Origin of the sequence: Halomonas profundus (assembly GCF_020865425.1) — a bacterium.
GTDB lineage: Bacteria > Pseudomonadota > Gammaproteobacteria > Pseudomonadales > Halomonadaceae > Vreelandella > Vreelandella titanicae.
Window position 1 is genome coordinate 4,083,016 of the sequence record NZ_CP086344.1, and the last position, 14,220, is coordinate 4,097,235.

Genomic DNA, 14,220 nt, shown 5'->3' on the forward strand with positions numbered 1-14,220 from the left:
AGGTGTTATCCAACATGGCGTGTTCCTCCGGTGGCAGGTAGCACGGCGGATGCCGTGCGCGGGGAACGCAGCCCAGTCGCGGCGACGACCATCCGGCGCAGCGGATCCTGGGGCGGAAACAGCGCCCGCCAGGTGAGCGTCAGTTCGTTGAGATCCAGGTCGATGCCTACGGTATCCAGCGCTAAGCGGGTCACCGTCTGTTTGCCACTCTGCTGTTCAGCCAGCGCTTTAATGGCAAGGCCGGGCAAACGGGTGCGATAGCTATAGAGGCTGACATTGCCCGACTGGAGACGTTGACTACCGGCCAAGCAGTTGGTGAGGATGACTAGCTCATCGCCGCGCAGGTAGTCGGGAGCCATCAGGTCGGGGTGGGCGCTATTGTAGAAGCGGGCGTCGAAGTCGTCCGGCCAATGGGGGTGGCGGTGGGCGAGCCACTCCTCATCGAGGGTGCCCTGGCGATTGATGCGTGGCTGCCACCACCGGGCGATAGGGCCAAAGCCCGCCGGGGGAAGGCGGTCAAAGGGGGAATGCACGGGCCAGTCGGGGTCTTCGAGCTGCGGCGCAGGCAGCCGCGTGACGGCGTTAAGGTCGGGTTTGAGGTACTTCGCCACCTCGCCTGGCGCCTGCTTATAGTCTGCGCGCTTCGGCAGCCAACCCCGCCCGACTGGGTTGTCGGGGTAGTAGAGAGTGCGAGCAGCGACGTCGAGGGTGTCATTGCCCACCTCGTGCGCTTCCGGCGTGTAGTGGCCACCGAAAGCATAGCGGTAGTCCAGCGGCACTTCGCTGACCGGTTCGGCTTGCGTCACCCGCCAGCCGCCAATCAACTGCCAACGGAACTCCCGTGGCCCGCGTACGATCAGGCGTTTGTCCACCGGGCCCACCTGAACTCTGACTTGCCAAGCGCTGCGCGGTTGGCCTGTGGGTGAGCGCAGGATCCCATGGACGTGTACATCCGTCGTGGGCTTGCCGATGATAAGGTCGCTGTCGTCTACGATGTAACGTGCCTGCCCGCCCTCTGGGCCAGCGGCATAGGTTTCTTGCCAGCGAATGGGCCGTTGGGTCTCGGCTAACGCCAAGCGGCGGTTGTTGCCGGTGAAACGAAAGGTGCCCCTAACCGCCAGTACTTGGTACTCGAGGCCGCCCGGGCCGAGCTTGCGATACAGCGCATGGGGGAACGACGTTGGATTAATCACTTGCGCCATGTACTACCACCCCGGCGACTTAGCGTCGCTTGGTTCAGGGCCATCGCTTTCCTCGGCACTTCCAGGTGCGGGTTGGGCCGTGCCGGTGTTGAGCAGGACGTCATCGGGGCCGTCGACATGCACCTTGGTGCCCGCCTTGACGTGGATCTCACCCGCATCCAGGTAGATGGCGTCCTCAGTGAGCACCAGCCGGCTGTTGCCTACCTGCAGGGTGATCTGGTTACCGGCCTTGAGGGTGATGTTGCGCCCGACATTGAGCGAGTGGTTGAGCCCCACCTGGGTGCTCTTGCTGAGCCCGACCAGGGTGTTCATGATCGCCCCGACGTTGAGGCTGTAGCCCAGGCCGACGTTTTCCATGCGGCCCATGCCGACGTTCTGCAGGTACGCCTTGCCAACGGTTTCGGTTTTGTTCTTACCCACTTTGCTCGACCAGTTTTTGCCGATGCGGTCGGTTTCGTTGCCATCCACCGTTTTGCGGCGGTTCTTGTGCACGGTAAAGGTTTCGTTACCGTCCACGGTATGGGTCTCGTTGCCATGCACGGTGTGGACTTCATGGCGGTGGACGGTGCGGGTTTCGTCGCGGTCGATGTCGGTGGTGCGATCACGAAAGACATGCAGGGTGCTGTCGCGCTTGATGTCCTCGGTGCGGTCGTTAAGGGTCAGCAGGTCGAGGTCTTTTTGGGCGTGGAGCCAGATTTGCTCTTCGCCCGCTTCGTCTTCAAAGCGCAGCTCGTTAAAGCCCTCCGCCTTGTGGCTTTGGGTGCGGATGACCGTGCGGGTTTTGTAGGCAGGGAGCGGATAAGGCGGCCGGTTCACAGCGTGGTAGGTTCGCCCGGTGATCAGTGGCTGATCGGGATCGCCCTCCAAGAACGACAAAATGACCTCATGCCCGATCCTGGGGATCGCCATGCTGCCGTAGCCGCCGCCCGCCCAGCCCTGGGCGACGCGCACCCAGCAACTGGCGGTTTCGTTAGAGGCGGAGTAGCGATCCCAGGGAAACTGCACTTTGACCCGGCCATATTTGTCGCAGTAGATCTCTTCGCCCGCTGGCCCGACTACAAAGGCCACCTGAGGGCCATCGACCCGGGGTTTGGGGTTGGGCACCGGTCGGAAGGTTTGATCCCGGGGCATGATCACCACCTCATTGTGGTAGCGGGTCATCAGCTCGCCTGCTTGCGCTGAGCTTGCCCCATTCCCACCCCGCGCCATGCCATCCTCTTCCAATGCCTGGGGTTGCTCGCCGTGGTGCACCACCGATACCACCTGCCAAGCACGGTTGAGGCTGTCGATATCGTGGTCGGTGAGGGTAAAGCAGGTGCCGGGGGCGAGTTCAGGTAGGTCGCTTTCCGCCTCAGCCGTGGTGGCGTCGGCACGCAGTGACTCTAAGCGGTGGCGGGTGAAGGGCTTTCCAGAGGCGTCCTTCTTATAGCGCCCTGGGTAGTCGTAGTGTTCGTAATCCTCTCGCTGAGCGTGCTCCCCTAGATTGGGCGCCTGGTGTTCGTGTAGCTGGGCGTAAGGCGGGTTCTTGAAGCTGTAATCCTTGAGTGTGGCCGAGGCGGGGCGTACCCGGCTGACCTGGCGTAACTTGCGCAAGTGACGTCGGGGCGGCGTGCCACCGGCGCGGCCGTGGTAGGTACGCTCGCCGATGTTAGGCAGTACCACCGTGGCATCGGCAAACACCAACTGATGGGCTCCGCCTTCGGCGTTCTCAAACTCATGGAAATAGAAGCAGCCCTCTTCGGCGGCCAGGCGCTCGATAAAGGCCAGATCGGTCTCGCGATATTGCACCAAGAACTCACGGTTGGGCGGAGTACGCGTAGTGGCAAACTCGATATCGGTGAGGCCGCGCTCGCTGGCTAACGTTTTGATTGCATCATGAGGGATGGTGTCTTGAAAGATACGCGAGTTATGCCGTAGCGATAGTCGCCACAGGGCGGGGCGAATTTCCACGCGGTAAAAGCTGCGCCGGTGCCCGCGATCGCCGCGATGCAGCTCAGCGATAATGCCATGCACCCGGCGCAGCGGCTCGCCATCCTGCCAAATGGTCAGCGTGGCATTTTGATCCAAACAGTCGCTGGGCGACAGGTCGTGGGTGCGGCTGGCGAACTCAACGGTGAGCGCAAACGTCTCCGACAGCGCTTCGCGGTGGGTAAAGCTCACCACCGCCGTGTCAGAAGCCCCGGGAAGGGTCAGGGTAAACTGAAGACCCGTATTATCAGCCATTGTAAGATCCCTCTCTGCTGCCACTGCTCGTTAAAAGATCACCGCAGACCGTTGCCTGATCGGTCAATACAACCGGCTTAGTGTCCCGGGTGATGATTAAGCGACTCTCCACTCCCCTATTTCGCCCCATTACTGTTCCTCCGCTGCTGTTTTATTCATCCCACTGCGCTGGCGCTTCGTAGCTCGCCACCTCAAAAGCATCGACGTACATGCGTTGAAACCCCGCCGCTTCCAGGCTTTGAATCGCCGTGTGGCACACCAGTGGTAGCCGCGTTTGTAGCGGTACACCGCTTAGACTCAGCCGGGCAGCGGTCAGCAGGCGTGCGCCATGGCCGCTGCCTTTCCACTCTTGGCTGATAAAGAAGAAGCGCAGTTGCCAGGCGGCTTCGTCATCGGGTCGGCACGCCAACACCATCCCCAGGGGCGGGCCATCCCCATGGCGCAGGGCGAGTAAACGCCCCTGCCAGTGCTCAACGTGCTCTTGCTCGCGCTGCAACCACACCCGGCGATGCAAGGTAAATTCCAGAGCACGGCGCAGCGTATCCAGGTAGGCCTTGTCACGCAGTACCCAGGGCGAATGCCCTTTTGCATCGGCACGCTGGACGGCTTCGATAAAACTATCGATATCCCCTTCGCGGGCGCTTTCAAGCGCGCGGGAAGATGCTTGGCCATTAACATCAGGGCCGCTATCCACATGACCACCTGGGTGGTCATGGGTCGTGCTAGCTGAGGGGGAGAGCCACTGCTTAAGTTTCGTCAGCATAGGGCCCTCGTTCTGCATAGAGTGCCGACGGTAACTGGAAGCCTGCGGCGGGCGAACGGGTAAAGGGGTTGGGGGCGCTATCGGTAAATAGGCGATAACGCATAGCGCCCCCGTCCACGTTGAAACGTAGCTCTAACTCACGCTCATTAACGCTGGTGATGTTTGCCTCTTCCAACAGCCGGAACCAAGCCCAGGCGCCATCGCGGGTTATACTCCGCGGCGAGTGATTTACCTGGCTGGGCACCATGGTGATGCGGCTATCCGTGCCGCCACGCAACGTATTTGGCCAAATCATGGAGACCCGACTACTGGCGCTGTGAGTGTAATCAATGAGCTGGCCATCGGCACTGATCACACTGCGCCGCTTGTCGGGGCTTAAGCTGATCGGCTCAAGAGCGAACTCGACGTCTAGCGCACCATCAGGGCCAAAATAGGCACGGCGAATTTGTTCCGCCTGTGACACGGCGGCAAACACGCTTTCACGCAGTAGCGAATTACCCTGGGTATCCACCAGTTGCTCAGGCGCACCTTCGATAAAGGGCTGCAAGTTATCCTGATAGAAGTTGTCGAGGATACCTTCAGGAGCAAAGAAGGCTTCAAAGTCGCTTAGCGAAGCATCCCGGCTTGCACTGGGCACCAGCGGATAGCGCCCGGCTAAACGCTCTTGATAGGGTGCCACTACCTCATCTATCCAGATATTTTCCAGGTGACTGATAGCGCTTGCCATGATGAGCTGCCAGCTTTGATCCGCCAGGCTTTTCAACATGCTTGCGACAGGCTCGGGCGAGCTGTCAGCAATACGCTGCAGGCGATAAATTGGGTCATCACCGCGCAGCGATAAGCGGTCACGCGCGCCGATGAAAGCGGCGCGCCCTGGGTCGCTGGCTTCTTCTATATCAAGCAGGTAATCGCGCAGCTCCGTTACCGCCGATTTGATCTCTTCCAGGGAGGAGGGATCCCCCTCTTGAGGATTGGAGAGCTTGTTAATCGCGGTAAACTGCTGCTCGATATCGTGAGCAAGCTGATAGCGCGGTGAGCGCTGTAGCGCTTCACGGGCTTCCTCGTCATCTTCAGGCAGTTCCGGATAGAGACGGGTATTCTGCTCGACCGCTGCTAACAGACGGTCTAACGGGCGCTCTGCGCTGACCAGCGCATCGGCGACCACCGCTGCCTGATGAATGTCCGGCAGGGGCACAAGCTGGGTGTTGCGCAGGGCATCACGCCAACTCACGCGATAGTCACTGACATAATAGTCACGCAGGGCGTTTTGCAGTTGCTGACGGTCAGCGTTGCTGAAGTTGATGTCTTCGCGCTGATCCAATACCCACAAGTCGATAAGCGCTAGCTCGGTTGCCCTATCAAGCTGTTGCAGGAAGTGATTTTCGAAGCCACCCCGGGTAACCAGATACGGCAGTTGCACATACGAGGGCTCATCGTTACGCGCCATAAACACCGTGTTGAACATCGACCCCACCTGACGGCGCAGGTCGAGAGGGTCTCCGCGACGGCTACTGTCAGCTTTCATGGTGGCGTAGACCCGCTCATCCATCGGCAGGCGTGATAGGTCGTCAATCGCGGCGACTAAGCTGCCGCGTAGTGGCGCCATGGCATATTCAGCGCGCCGATTACCAGCGGCAACCCGGCTTTCCAAATCGCTGTGCTGCAGGGCGTAATCTAAATGAGCCAGTAAGCGGTCTTGGATTTCACCACGCTGGGGGAAATCCGACTGCCAACGCTGCGCCATAAAGTCGTGTACGCGTTCGGGCTGGCGGCCACTGGCGTCAGACATCATGCGCAAAATGCGCAGCAGCGCCAGCTTGGCGTTACTGCCCTCTTCTTCGCGGTTCATGTCATCCATGATGCCCACCATCAACGCCGGCAGGAATTGGTACTCCAACATGGCGAGGTAAGCATTCTCTAACTGGCCACCAATAATGTGGCCTTGATAAAGCCCCATATCAGCAAGGAAAGGTGTGTGTGTACGGTAGCCCTCGAAGGTTTGCATCGCATCGCGTAGGCGATCCAACGGCGCCAGCATTTCGTAGCCCGTTGGGTCGTCGCTCTGAAACTCTTCGGGATGGGTGGCCAGGAAAGTTTCCGCCCGATGCTCGACGGTGGAAAGCGAGGTCGCGTTTTTCTGGTAGAAATGACTCCACCCACCGATCATTACCGCACTCACTAACATGCAACCGACGATGCACGCCTGGCGAGTGCGCTGGCGGCGGCGGGCTACTTTGGCGTTGTCACCGGCCAGGCCAGCTTCTGGATAAATAACTTTTTCAAACAGCTCTTCGGTGAAATACAGGGCGCTGCGCGTGGCACGGTGCGCTGGCTGAACACTTTCGGGCATGCCATAACGGCGGGCCGCGGCATCAACGAAAGGATCTTCAGGCACCCCCTGCTGATAAACCGAGGTGAAATAAGTGCCGCGTACAATCGCCGCGGTGGAAAAGCGGTCGCTGGAGAGCGCTTCGGTGAGGAAGCCGAGCAGCACATCGCGCAGCCCTGCTAGCTGGCGCACAAAGCGAAACACCGACTCCCGTTCTTCCCGGTCACGGCACTCTGCCAGCATGGTGGGCATTGCGCGGTTAAGGCGTTCCAGCATATTGTCGTAAGCGGCGGCGAACTCTTCTTCCCACTGTCCCGGTGTATCAATGGATTTAGCCGAGAAGGTAAAGCCTAACGGCGCCCGCCGTGCAGCACGGGAGTAATGGCGGAAGAAATCGTCAAAACCGTGCAGCAAATCCATTTTGCTGAAGGTGACGTAAACCGGTAGTCGGCTGCCGTGGCGCTCCATCAACTCGCGCAGGCGGCTACGTAACAGCGTCGCGTACGCTTTACGAACGGCTACCTGGGCGTGGCTAAGACGGGCAAGATCCAACACCAGCACAACGCCGTCCAGCGGGCGGCGTGGCCGGTTACGCTCTAGCCACTCGGTGAAGTGATCCCATAGGCGGCTATTCAGTTCGTCAGGCTCGCCCGTTTCCAGTGCGCCTTGGGTCAATAACTCACCATCAGGGTCGATGAGTATCGCTTTATCGCCAATCCACCAGTCAAAACCAAAGCGGTTTTTCTTGCTGCTGATGCCAGAGGCTTTCATGACATTGGACAACGCAAAATTTTGCCCCGAGCGATTGACCAAGCTGGTTTTGCCCGCGTTTTCGACCCCCATGACCAAATACCAGGGAAGGCGATAGCGGCTGCTGTCCCCACCGCCAACACTATCAATAATTTCGGATAGCACGCTGTTCAGCGAAGTTTCCTGCTGGTCGATACTCTCCTGTATGGGGTCTGACTGCTGCGACTCCATATCCTGCGCGAGCTCATCGGCTTCGCGCAGTCGACGGGAAAGCCGAACGCCCCAAATCACCGCCACTAACGTTACCAGCGCCAAGGTGGCCAGTAACCGATTGACCCAGGGGCCTAATGGGTAGCTGTCTCGCACTTCCCAACTAGGTCCTAACCACCAGATAGCCACTAATAGGAGCACGATTAATACGCCCCACATGGCCATGGAAAGCCGCCCTAACCCCTTGACTCTGTTAGCTTGCGCTTTGGCGCGATTGTGAGTGCTCTGTGCACGTGAAAAGCCGGGCACCCAGCGGCTCAGCTTTGATTTCAATGTTCCCCACATGAGCCTTTAATCCTCGTCCCTAGTGATAAAGTCGATCATCGTTGTCATGTCCTAAGCGATGCCTGAAGCCGCGAAACCAGCGCTGGTTCCCACTGCTCTAAATCAAGTTCATTAACAGTTTGGTGCAGCGTGCTGTAGTGCTGCTGGGCGAGCGTTTCTAGCCCCGCCTCCTGCAGCAAATCAGCGCTGGCCAAGCGCCAGTACGTGCTCTCGCGCAAGGAGCGTGCCGACGCTAACCCCTGGTCAAGCACCTGCAAGGCAGGTCCTAACCCTTCACTCCCCATATAGCTACGCGCTTCCTCTAACCCCGCGTGCCATGCTTCACCGCCACCGGCGCCGTCATTTGCGCCGCTGCCCGCGCCGCTATACAGCCACTGCTGCGTTTCTTTATCTAAAAAAGGCGAGCCATCGTTAAACGTTAACGACTCAATACCGGGGAGCCTTTCCACGAACCGCACCGACTCATCACGAATAGCCTCAGCGCAGCGCGGCCGCCCTAGGCGCTTGGCCAGCTCGGCACTCAAGCGGTGTCCTTCTAGCCAGTAGGGGCTGACCGCAACGCTTTTCTCTATGCGCTGCCAAAGCGCTTCGTCACCGCCCCGGGAAAGCGCCTCTCGATAATCCGCCACACGGTCAGCAGCCACAGGGGCTAACTCGGTACGCCCCCCTTCCCTTGCAGCAGGTAACGCCTGGATGGCGCTCCAGATGGCATAGCGACGCAAGCGGTATGCCAGCGGCTCGCCCGGGTTTTGCTCGTTTAGAAAATCGGCCATTTTGAGCAGAGACTGGCGGTTGGCGCGCTCATTGCCCGCCTCCAGACGCAGTTCGGGGACTTTTGCCCCACCGGGCTGCTCAACCTTTTCAGCCCCGCTGGAGGAAGAAGACGCGGCCGTCCGTGCATCGCCACCGGACGCGTTGCCGCCTTGAGAGTCCGATGCAGCACGGTTTTGATTAGGCTGTTTTTCATCCAGCAGGCGCATCAGCTCGTCAAGTGAGTCAGCGGGCAACTGCTTGTCCGCGGCTAACGTTTGCAGGTTTTCCAACGAGTGGCGGCAGGCCAGAAACTCATCCTCGGCATTATGAAAGTCGAGGCCCGCGGCAAGCTTCAGCGTGCGTTGGGTAAATTGCTGGAACAGCCTGGGCCGCAACTTAGCCCCACGTGCGCCATTGAAGGGGTATGCCAACGCCCACCAGGCTTCAAGACAACCGGCCAGCAGCCTTAGGGAAAGCGCGAAACGCACGCCATTGCCTTCATGCTGCAGGCAGTGCAGCAAGTGTCCCAACACCTTTAGGTCTTTGCCCTTATGGCTAAGCATAGTGATTGCTAATGCTTCTGCCGTATCCCAATCAACGTCTTGGTGCTGCAATGAGCCGACCTTCATCATTTCAGCCTCAAGGCGCAGGTAGTCGGCGCTGTCCTCCAGCACAACGCCGATCTCCTCGCCCTGCTCATTGGCAGGCAGAGGCGCTAGCAGGGGTTCAAGGTGACTATCCGCCGTTATACGCATCACGAACTCCTATACCCACTACCAGCGACAGGCGCTGCGAAGCGGTTGAATTTGCTGACGCAGTCCTGATACATCAAAACGCAGCCCGTCCAGAGCCGCTGCGTCGCTACTCAACACAAGCTCGTTGGCGCTCAATAATTGCCGCAGCGTTTCAATGGCGGGCAGGCCGCGCCCACCGCTTACCACGTGGCCGTCATCGCGCACTCGCCATTGTTGAGAGACATCACGTCCATCCGCGACGACCCGCAACGACACGCGGGGGGTATCCAAGGCATTGGGCAGGTGCACCTGGAAGCGGGTAATTAACTTCTCGCAGGCCAGTACTAATACGGGCCGCGGAGGCGTTGTGCCCCGCGCGGGCACCGTCATTAATACTTGGCTTCCCTCGGCGCTGACTATCAGGCCAAAGTCATCGGGATTGCGTTTCTCCTCTTGGCTGACAACTGCGTGCCAAAGTGGCGGCAATTCAGCGCTATCACTTGGCGTGCTCTGCTCGTCCAGGAACAGACTGTCGTAGCACCCCAGGCGATCCAAACGGGAGCTTTCTTGGCCACACTGATGCGCCTGTTCCAATACCGCCGCGCTATCCTCTGCTTGTAGTGCGCTGCTCATGCTTAGTAGCCAGAGGCAAATCAATAGCCTGTGCTGCCATCGGCAACTTACGAATGTCACTTTCATTTAGCATCCAGTTCTAGCAATTGGCATTTGTGGGAGAGCGTTCGCTTGGGTATTCCCAGGCTCTCTGCTGCAAGGGCACGATTCCCGCCGTAGTAAAGCAATCGCTGGCTAATCAATTGCGCTTCATAATCGCGAACCGCTTGGCGCAGATCATGGATCTTATTCAGCGTGCCGCTGGCTTCTGATGTCGCTGAATCAGCGCCACTGGCGGTATCGCTGGGCAGGAGCAAGGCTTCAATATCGCCACCGGCGGGGGTCATGGCGCAGGCATAATCGATCAAGTTTTTGAGCTCACGCACGTTGCCGGGGTAATCACGCTCTTTTAGCTGCCGCAACGCGGCGGGTGTGATGCCCATCTCACTGCGTTCTTCCCGTGCACAGAAATCAGCAACAAAGTGCTCGGCCAGAAAACCGATGTCTTCACGCCGTGCCGACAGCGATGGCAGCGAAAGCGGGAATTGGCCTAAGCGATAGTAGAGGTCAGCGCGAAACCGCTGCTGTTTGATCTGCTCGCGTAGCGGCTGATGGGTAGCCGCAATAAGACGTAGGTCTGCACAGCGTTCTTCATTCGACCCTAGGGGCCGATAGCGGCCGCTCTCCAGCACCCTGAGCAGTTTGGCTTGCAGCGCTAGCGGCATATCGCCGATTTCATCCAGAAACAGCGTACCGCCGTCGGCTTGGGCGATGAGCCCTTCCCTGGCCTGGTCAGCGCCTGAAAACGCCCCTTTGGAGTGGCCGAACAGCTCCGACTCCAGCAGCGATTCGGGGATCGCGGCACAGTTAATCGCCATGAACGGCGCCTTGGCGCGCGCCGAGAAACGGTGAATCGCTCTCGCCACGAGATCTTTGCCGGTACCGGTTTCGCCCTGGAGCAGCACCGCTAAATTGGTTTCGGCCGCACGAATCACCTGCTGCCGAAGCTCTTGCATGGCGATGGAGTTACCCAGCAAATCACTCGCAAGCTTGGCCGCTAACCCCTGGCGCCGGGTGTTGTCGTTGAGCTTGGCTAACGAGTCACGCAATACCGCTGATTTCTGACGCTCTCCCTGACTGCTTGCCAGGCGCGACCACAACCGACACAGCAGGGCCTCAAAAGCGACAAAATCGCTACACTCCATGAGGTTCGTCAAGGTTGCCGCTTCCGTGACGAAGGCCAGCACGCCTAGCCACTCCCGCGAACTGTCCTGGAGTCGTAACGGCCTCACGTGTAGCCGCAAGTCGCCACTGAGGGAGGCTATTTGGGCTTGAAAACCGGGATGATCAAGCCGGGTACGCGCTTCCCCCACGCCCAGTGTCACCGGTTTACCGCTGCGGATGGCATGGGCGTAGGGGTGACTAAACTCATCACAGTTGAAGCGCGCCTCACTATTATCACGGCCCACCCAGCGGCCGCTGCTGTCTAGATAGAGGCACTCCACCCACGCCAAGCCCAGGCTATTACCCAGCAGTTGCCGACTGCGTAAGCGCAGCTCCCGTGGTGTGGTACTTTCAACCAACGCAAGCGCCATGGGCATAGCCGCCAGCCCAGCTAAAGGCTGCGCTTCGCTAGCATTGCGCTGGTCAAGAGCCTTTACCTGCATGGCGCTATGCCACCTCCGCAGTAAAGACACCGCTGTCGGCATCCGTGCCCAACACTACCCGGCTAACGTTCTCGCGCCGTGCCATACGCTCAAGCAGGGCACGGGAAAGCGGCGGCAGCAGTTCACCGTCGATCACCGACTCCAGCATGCGTGCGCCGTTTTCACTCCGCGTCGCACGTTTACAAATTGCCTCGGCCAGGCTGTCATCCAGCACCACCTCGGCATGGCGATGGCGCTCACGGATGCGTGTTGCCAAGGTATCCAGCTTGGCCTTGACGATGTCACGCAGGGTATCGCCGTCCAGCGGCAAGTAAGGCACCACTTCCATACGCGCTAATAGCGCCGGTTTAAAGAACTCAGCCAGCACCGGGTAGAGCGCGGCATCCAGCGCTGCTGGGTCATCGCCATAGCTAACGATGGCTTCGTAGCCCAGGTTAGAGGTCAGGAAGAACAGCACGTTTTTGCAATCGATAACGCGCCCTTCCCCGTCGGCCAGTTCGCCTTTATCAAACGCCTGGTAGAAGAGGTTAAGCACATCGGGATGGGCTTTTTCGACTTCGTCCAGCAGCACCACCGAATAAGGGCGCTGACGGATCGCTTCGGTGAGTAGCCCGCCCTCGCCAAACCCGACATACCCCGGCGGCGAACCAATCAGACGTGAAACCGTGTGCTTCTCTTGGTATTCCGACATATTGATCGTGGTAAGAAACTGACGACCGCCATACAGCTGGTCGGCAATTTGCACCACGGTTTCGGTTTTACCCACGCCGCTGGGGCCTACCAGCAGAAATGCGCCCAATGGCCGCCCCGGGCGACGGAGATCCGCACGCGCGGTTAGCAAGTGGCGATGGATACGCTCAATCGCACTGCCCTGCCCCTGGATTAGCGCATCCAGATGGGTCGGCAGTTCGGTGAGGCGGGTTAGCTCGTCGCTGGTCATGCGTTCGACCGGTACGCCGGTCCAATCGCCAATCACCTGAGCAATTTGCGCCTCTTCAACGCTGGGATTAACCAGCGCAAACGCCTCTTGCAGTTGGGCCAGCTGCTGCTCCCGTTCGGCGAGTTCTTGATGCACGCCCTCGGGCAGTTGATCAACGGAATCATTATCCGTTGCCTCTAGCAGTTGGCGGTGTAGCGCCACAATGGCATCGACGCATTCGCGCTGCGCTTGCCAGGCAGTTTCCAGGCTTGCCAACTCCTCTTCCAGCTTGGCTAAGCGTTCGGTTAAGTCGTGGTGGCGTTCACTATCCGGTTCGCGCCCCAGCAGACGTTCACGCTCGACCTGATCGCGCTCACGTAGCGCGGCGATATGTTCACTCTGTAAGTGGCTTAGCTTGCGGGGCGGGGTATCCAGAGCCTGCGCCAATCGGGTACAGGCGGTATCCAGCACATCAATGGCTTTGTCAGGCAATTGCCGTCCGGCCAGGTAACGGGCAGAAAGCGCAGCGGCAGCACGCAGGCCGCTATCGCCGATCAGCACGCCGTGGGCGCGCTCATACACATCCCGCAAACCGCGCAGGATGACCAGCGCTTGCTCAACGCTTGGCTCGGAAAGCGCAATGGGCTGGAAGCGTCGCGACAGCGCCGGGTCTTTTTCAAAGTACTTTTTGTACTCACGCCAGGTAGTAGCGGCGATAGTACGCAACTCGCCCCGGGCCAGGGCGGGCTTGAGCAAGTTGGCCGCGTCACCGCCGCCTTCCTGGTTACCAGCACCGATCAGCGTGTGCGCTTCATCTATAAATAGCAGCGTGGGACGAGGGGCGTTTTTGACTTCGTCAATCACCGCTTTAAGGCGCTTTTCAAACTCGCCTTTCACCGCGGCACCGGCTTGTAGCGCACCTAGATCAAGGGTCAGCAACTCAACACCTGCCAGCGCAGCGGGTACTTGTCCCGCCACAATGCGTGCTGCTAAACCTTCTACCACAGCACTTTTACCCACCCCGGCATCGCCAATCACAATGGGGTTGTTTTTGCGCCGACGCCCCAGGATATCGAGCATTTGGTCGATTTCCGGGTCACGCCCCAGCACAGGGTCAAGCTCACCCTTGCGCGCCTGTTCGGTCAGCGAGGTAGCAAAACGGGCGAGTGCGCTGTCATCGCCAGCAGGATGAGCAGCCTGGCGTTGTTTAGCGTCGGCACCCTCCCGAGGTGCTTCGGCTGAATCGGCCGTAAGACGCTCCAAGTGGCGGCGTAGATTTTCGCGATTGATATCTTCCAGTAGCGCCGTGCTCTTCGGACCTAAATAGCGCGGGGCGTTGTGCAGTAGCGCCGTGAAAAGCACGCCGCTGCGAAGCGCTTGATGTCCATACTCGGTGGCTGCCAGTAACCACGCGTCCTGCAGCAGCTCTACCAATAACGGCGAAAAGCTGGGTGTCGACACCTCAAGATCACGAGGCGGACGGCTCTCCTCAGCCATTCGTGCGCGCAGCTCCTCGACATCAATATCAAGCGTTTCCAGCAGTAAGCGCACATCACATAGCGGCTGGTCGACCAGCGCCAGCAGCAGGTGCCCGGTGGTCACCTCCGGTGCTTGCTGCTCTGCGCACAGCACGGCGGCCTGCTCGAGGCCATGACGAGAAATTCCATTCAGTCGACTAATAAGCGCCGGTAGCTCTACCCTAAGCATGCTATC

General features: G+C 59.4%; 8 protein-coding genes. All 8 read right to left on the reverse strand.

Annotation, left to right across the window (positions count from 1 at the left end; translation table 11 throughout):
* Positions 1-5: 5 nt before the first annotated feature.
* On the reverse strand, positions 6-1,202 hold the full coding sequence (locus LMS44_RS18690; protein ID WP_022522004.1) for a DUF2169 family type VI secretion system accessory protein: 1,197 nt from the start codon (positions 1,200-1,202) through the stop codon (positions 6-8).
* 3 nt (positions 1,203-1,205) lie between these two features.
* On the reverse strand, positions 1,206-3,425 hold the full coding sequence (locus tag LMS44_RS18695) for a type VI secretion system Vgr family protein (protein WP_476488494.1): 2,220 nt from the start codon (positions 3,423-3,425) through the stop codon (positions 1,206-1,208).
* Between the two features lie 151 nt (positions 3,426-3,576).
* Positions 3,577-4,188, reverse strand: a complete 612-nt coding sequence (locus tag LMS44_RS18700; protein WP_476488495.1) for a GNAT family N-acetyltransferase — start codon at positions 4,186-4,188, stop codon at positions 3,577-3,579.
* Positions 4,172-7,822, reverse strand: coding sequence for a type VI secretion system membrane subunit TssM (tssM, locus tag LMS44_RS18705; RefSeq protein WP_476488496.1), 3,651 nt, complete (start codon positions 7,820-7,822; stop codon positions 4,172-4,174). The genes LMS44_RS18700 and tssM overlap by 17 nt, the downstream gene beginning before the upstream one ends.
* 44 nt (positions 7,823-7,866) lie before the next feature.
* Complete coding sequence (tssA, locus tag LMS44_RS18710) at positions 7,867-9,330, reverse strand: type VI secretion system protein TssA (protein WP_190374644.1); 1,464 nt, start codon at positions 9,328-9,330, stop codon at positions 7,867-7,869.
* Positions 9,331-9,348: 18 nt separating this feature from the next.
* Positions 9,349-9,942, reverse strand: coding sequence for a type VI secretion system-associated protein VasI (vasI, locus tag LMS44_RS18715; RefSeq protein WP_223828105.1), 594 nt, complete (start codon positions 9,940-9,942; stop codon positions 9,349-9,351).
* Positions 9,943-10,004: 62 nt separating this feature from the next.
* A complete protein-coding gene (locus LMS44_RS18720) occupies positions 10,005-11,588 on the reverse strand; it encodes a sigma-54 interaction domain-containing protein (RefSeq protein ID WP_138799431.1) in 1,584 nt (527 codons plus the stop codon).
* Positions 11,589-11,592: 4 nt separating this feature from the next.
* Positions 11,593-14,214, reverse strand: a complete 2,622-nt coding sequence (tssH, locus tag LMS44_RS18725; RefSeq protein WP_039859547.1) for a type VI secretion system ATPase TssH — start codon at positions 14,212-14,214, stop codon at positions 11,593-11,595.
* Positions 14,215-14,220 lie beyond the last annotated feature (6 nt).

What these genes read in the sequence shown, in the direction of transcription:
- LMS44_RS18690 (WP_022522004.1), bottom strand. Translation starts at nt 1,202, where the DNA reads ATGGCGCAAGTGATTAATCCAACGTCGTTCCCCCATGCGCTGTATCGC.
- LMS44_RS18695 (WP_476488494.1), bottom strand. Translation starts at nt 3,425, where the DNA reads ATGGCTGATAATACGGGTCTTCAGTTTACCCTGACCCTTCCCGGGGCT.
- LMS44_RS18700 (WP_476488495.1), bottom strand. Translation starts at nt 4,188, where the DNA reads ATGCTGACGAAACTTAAGCAGTGGCTCTCCCCCTCAGCTAGCACGACC.
- tssM (WP_476488496.1), bottom strand. Translation starts at nt 7,822, where the DNA reads ATGTGGGGAACATTGAAATCAAAGCTGAGCCGCTGGGTGCCCGGCTTT.
- tssA (WP_190374644.1), bottom strand. Translation starts at nt 9,330, where the DNA reads ATGCGTATAACGGCGGATAGTCACCTTGAACCCCTGCTAGCGCCTCTG.
- vasI (WP_223828105.1), bottom strand. Translation starts at nt 9,942, where the DNA reads ATGAGCAGCGCACTACAAGCAGAGGATAGCGCGGCGGTATTGGAACAG.
- LMS44_RS18720 (WP_138799431.1), bottom strand. Translation starts at nt 11,588, where the DNA reads ATGCAGGTAAAGGCTCTTGACCAGCGCAATGCTAGCGAAGCGCAGCCT.
- tssH (WP_039859547.1), bottom strand. Translation starts at nt 14,214, where the DNA reads ATGCTTAGGGTAGAGCTACCGGCGCTTATTAGTCGACTGAATGGAATT.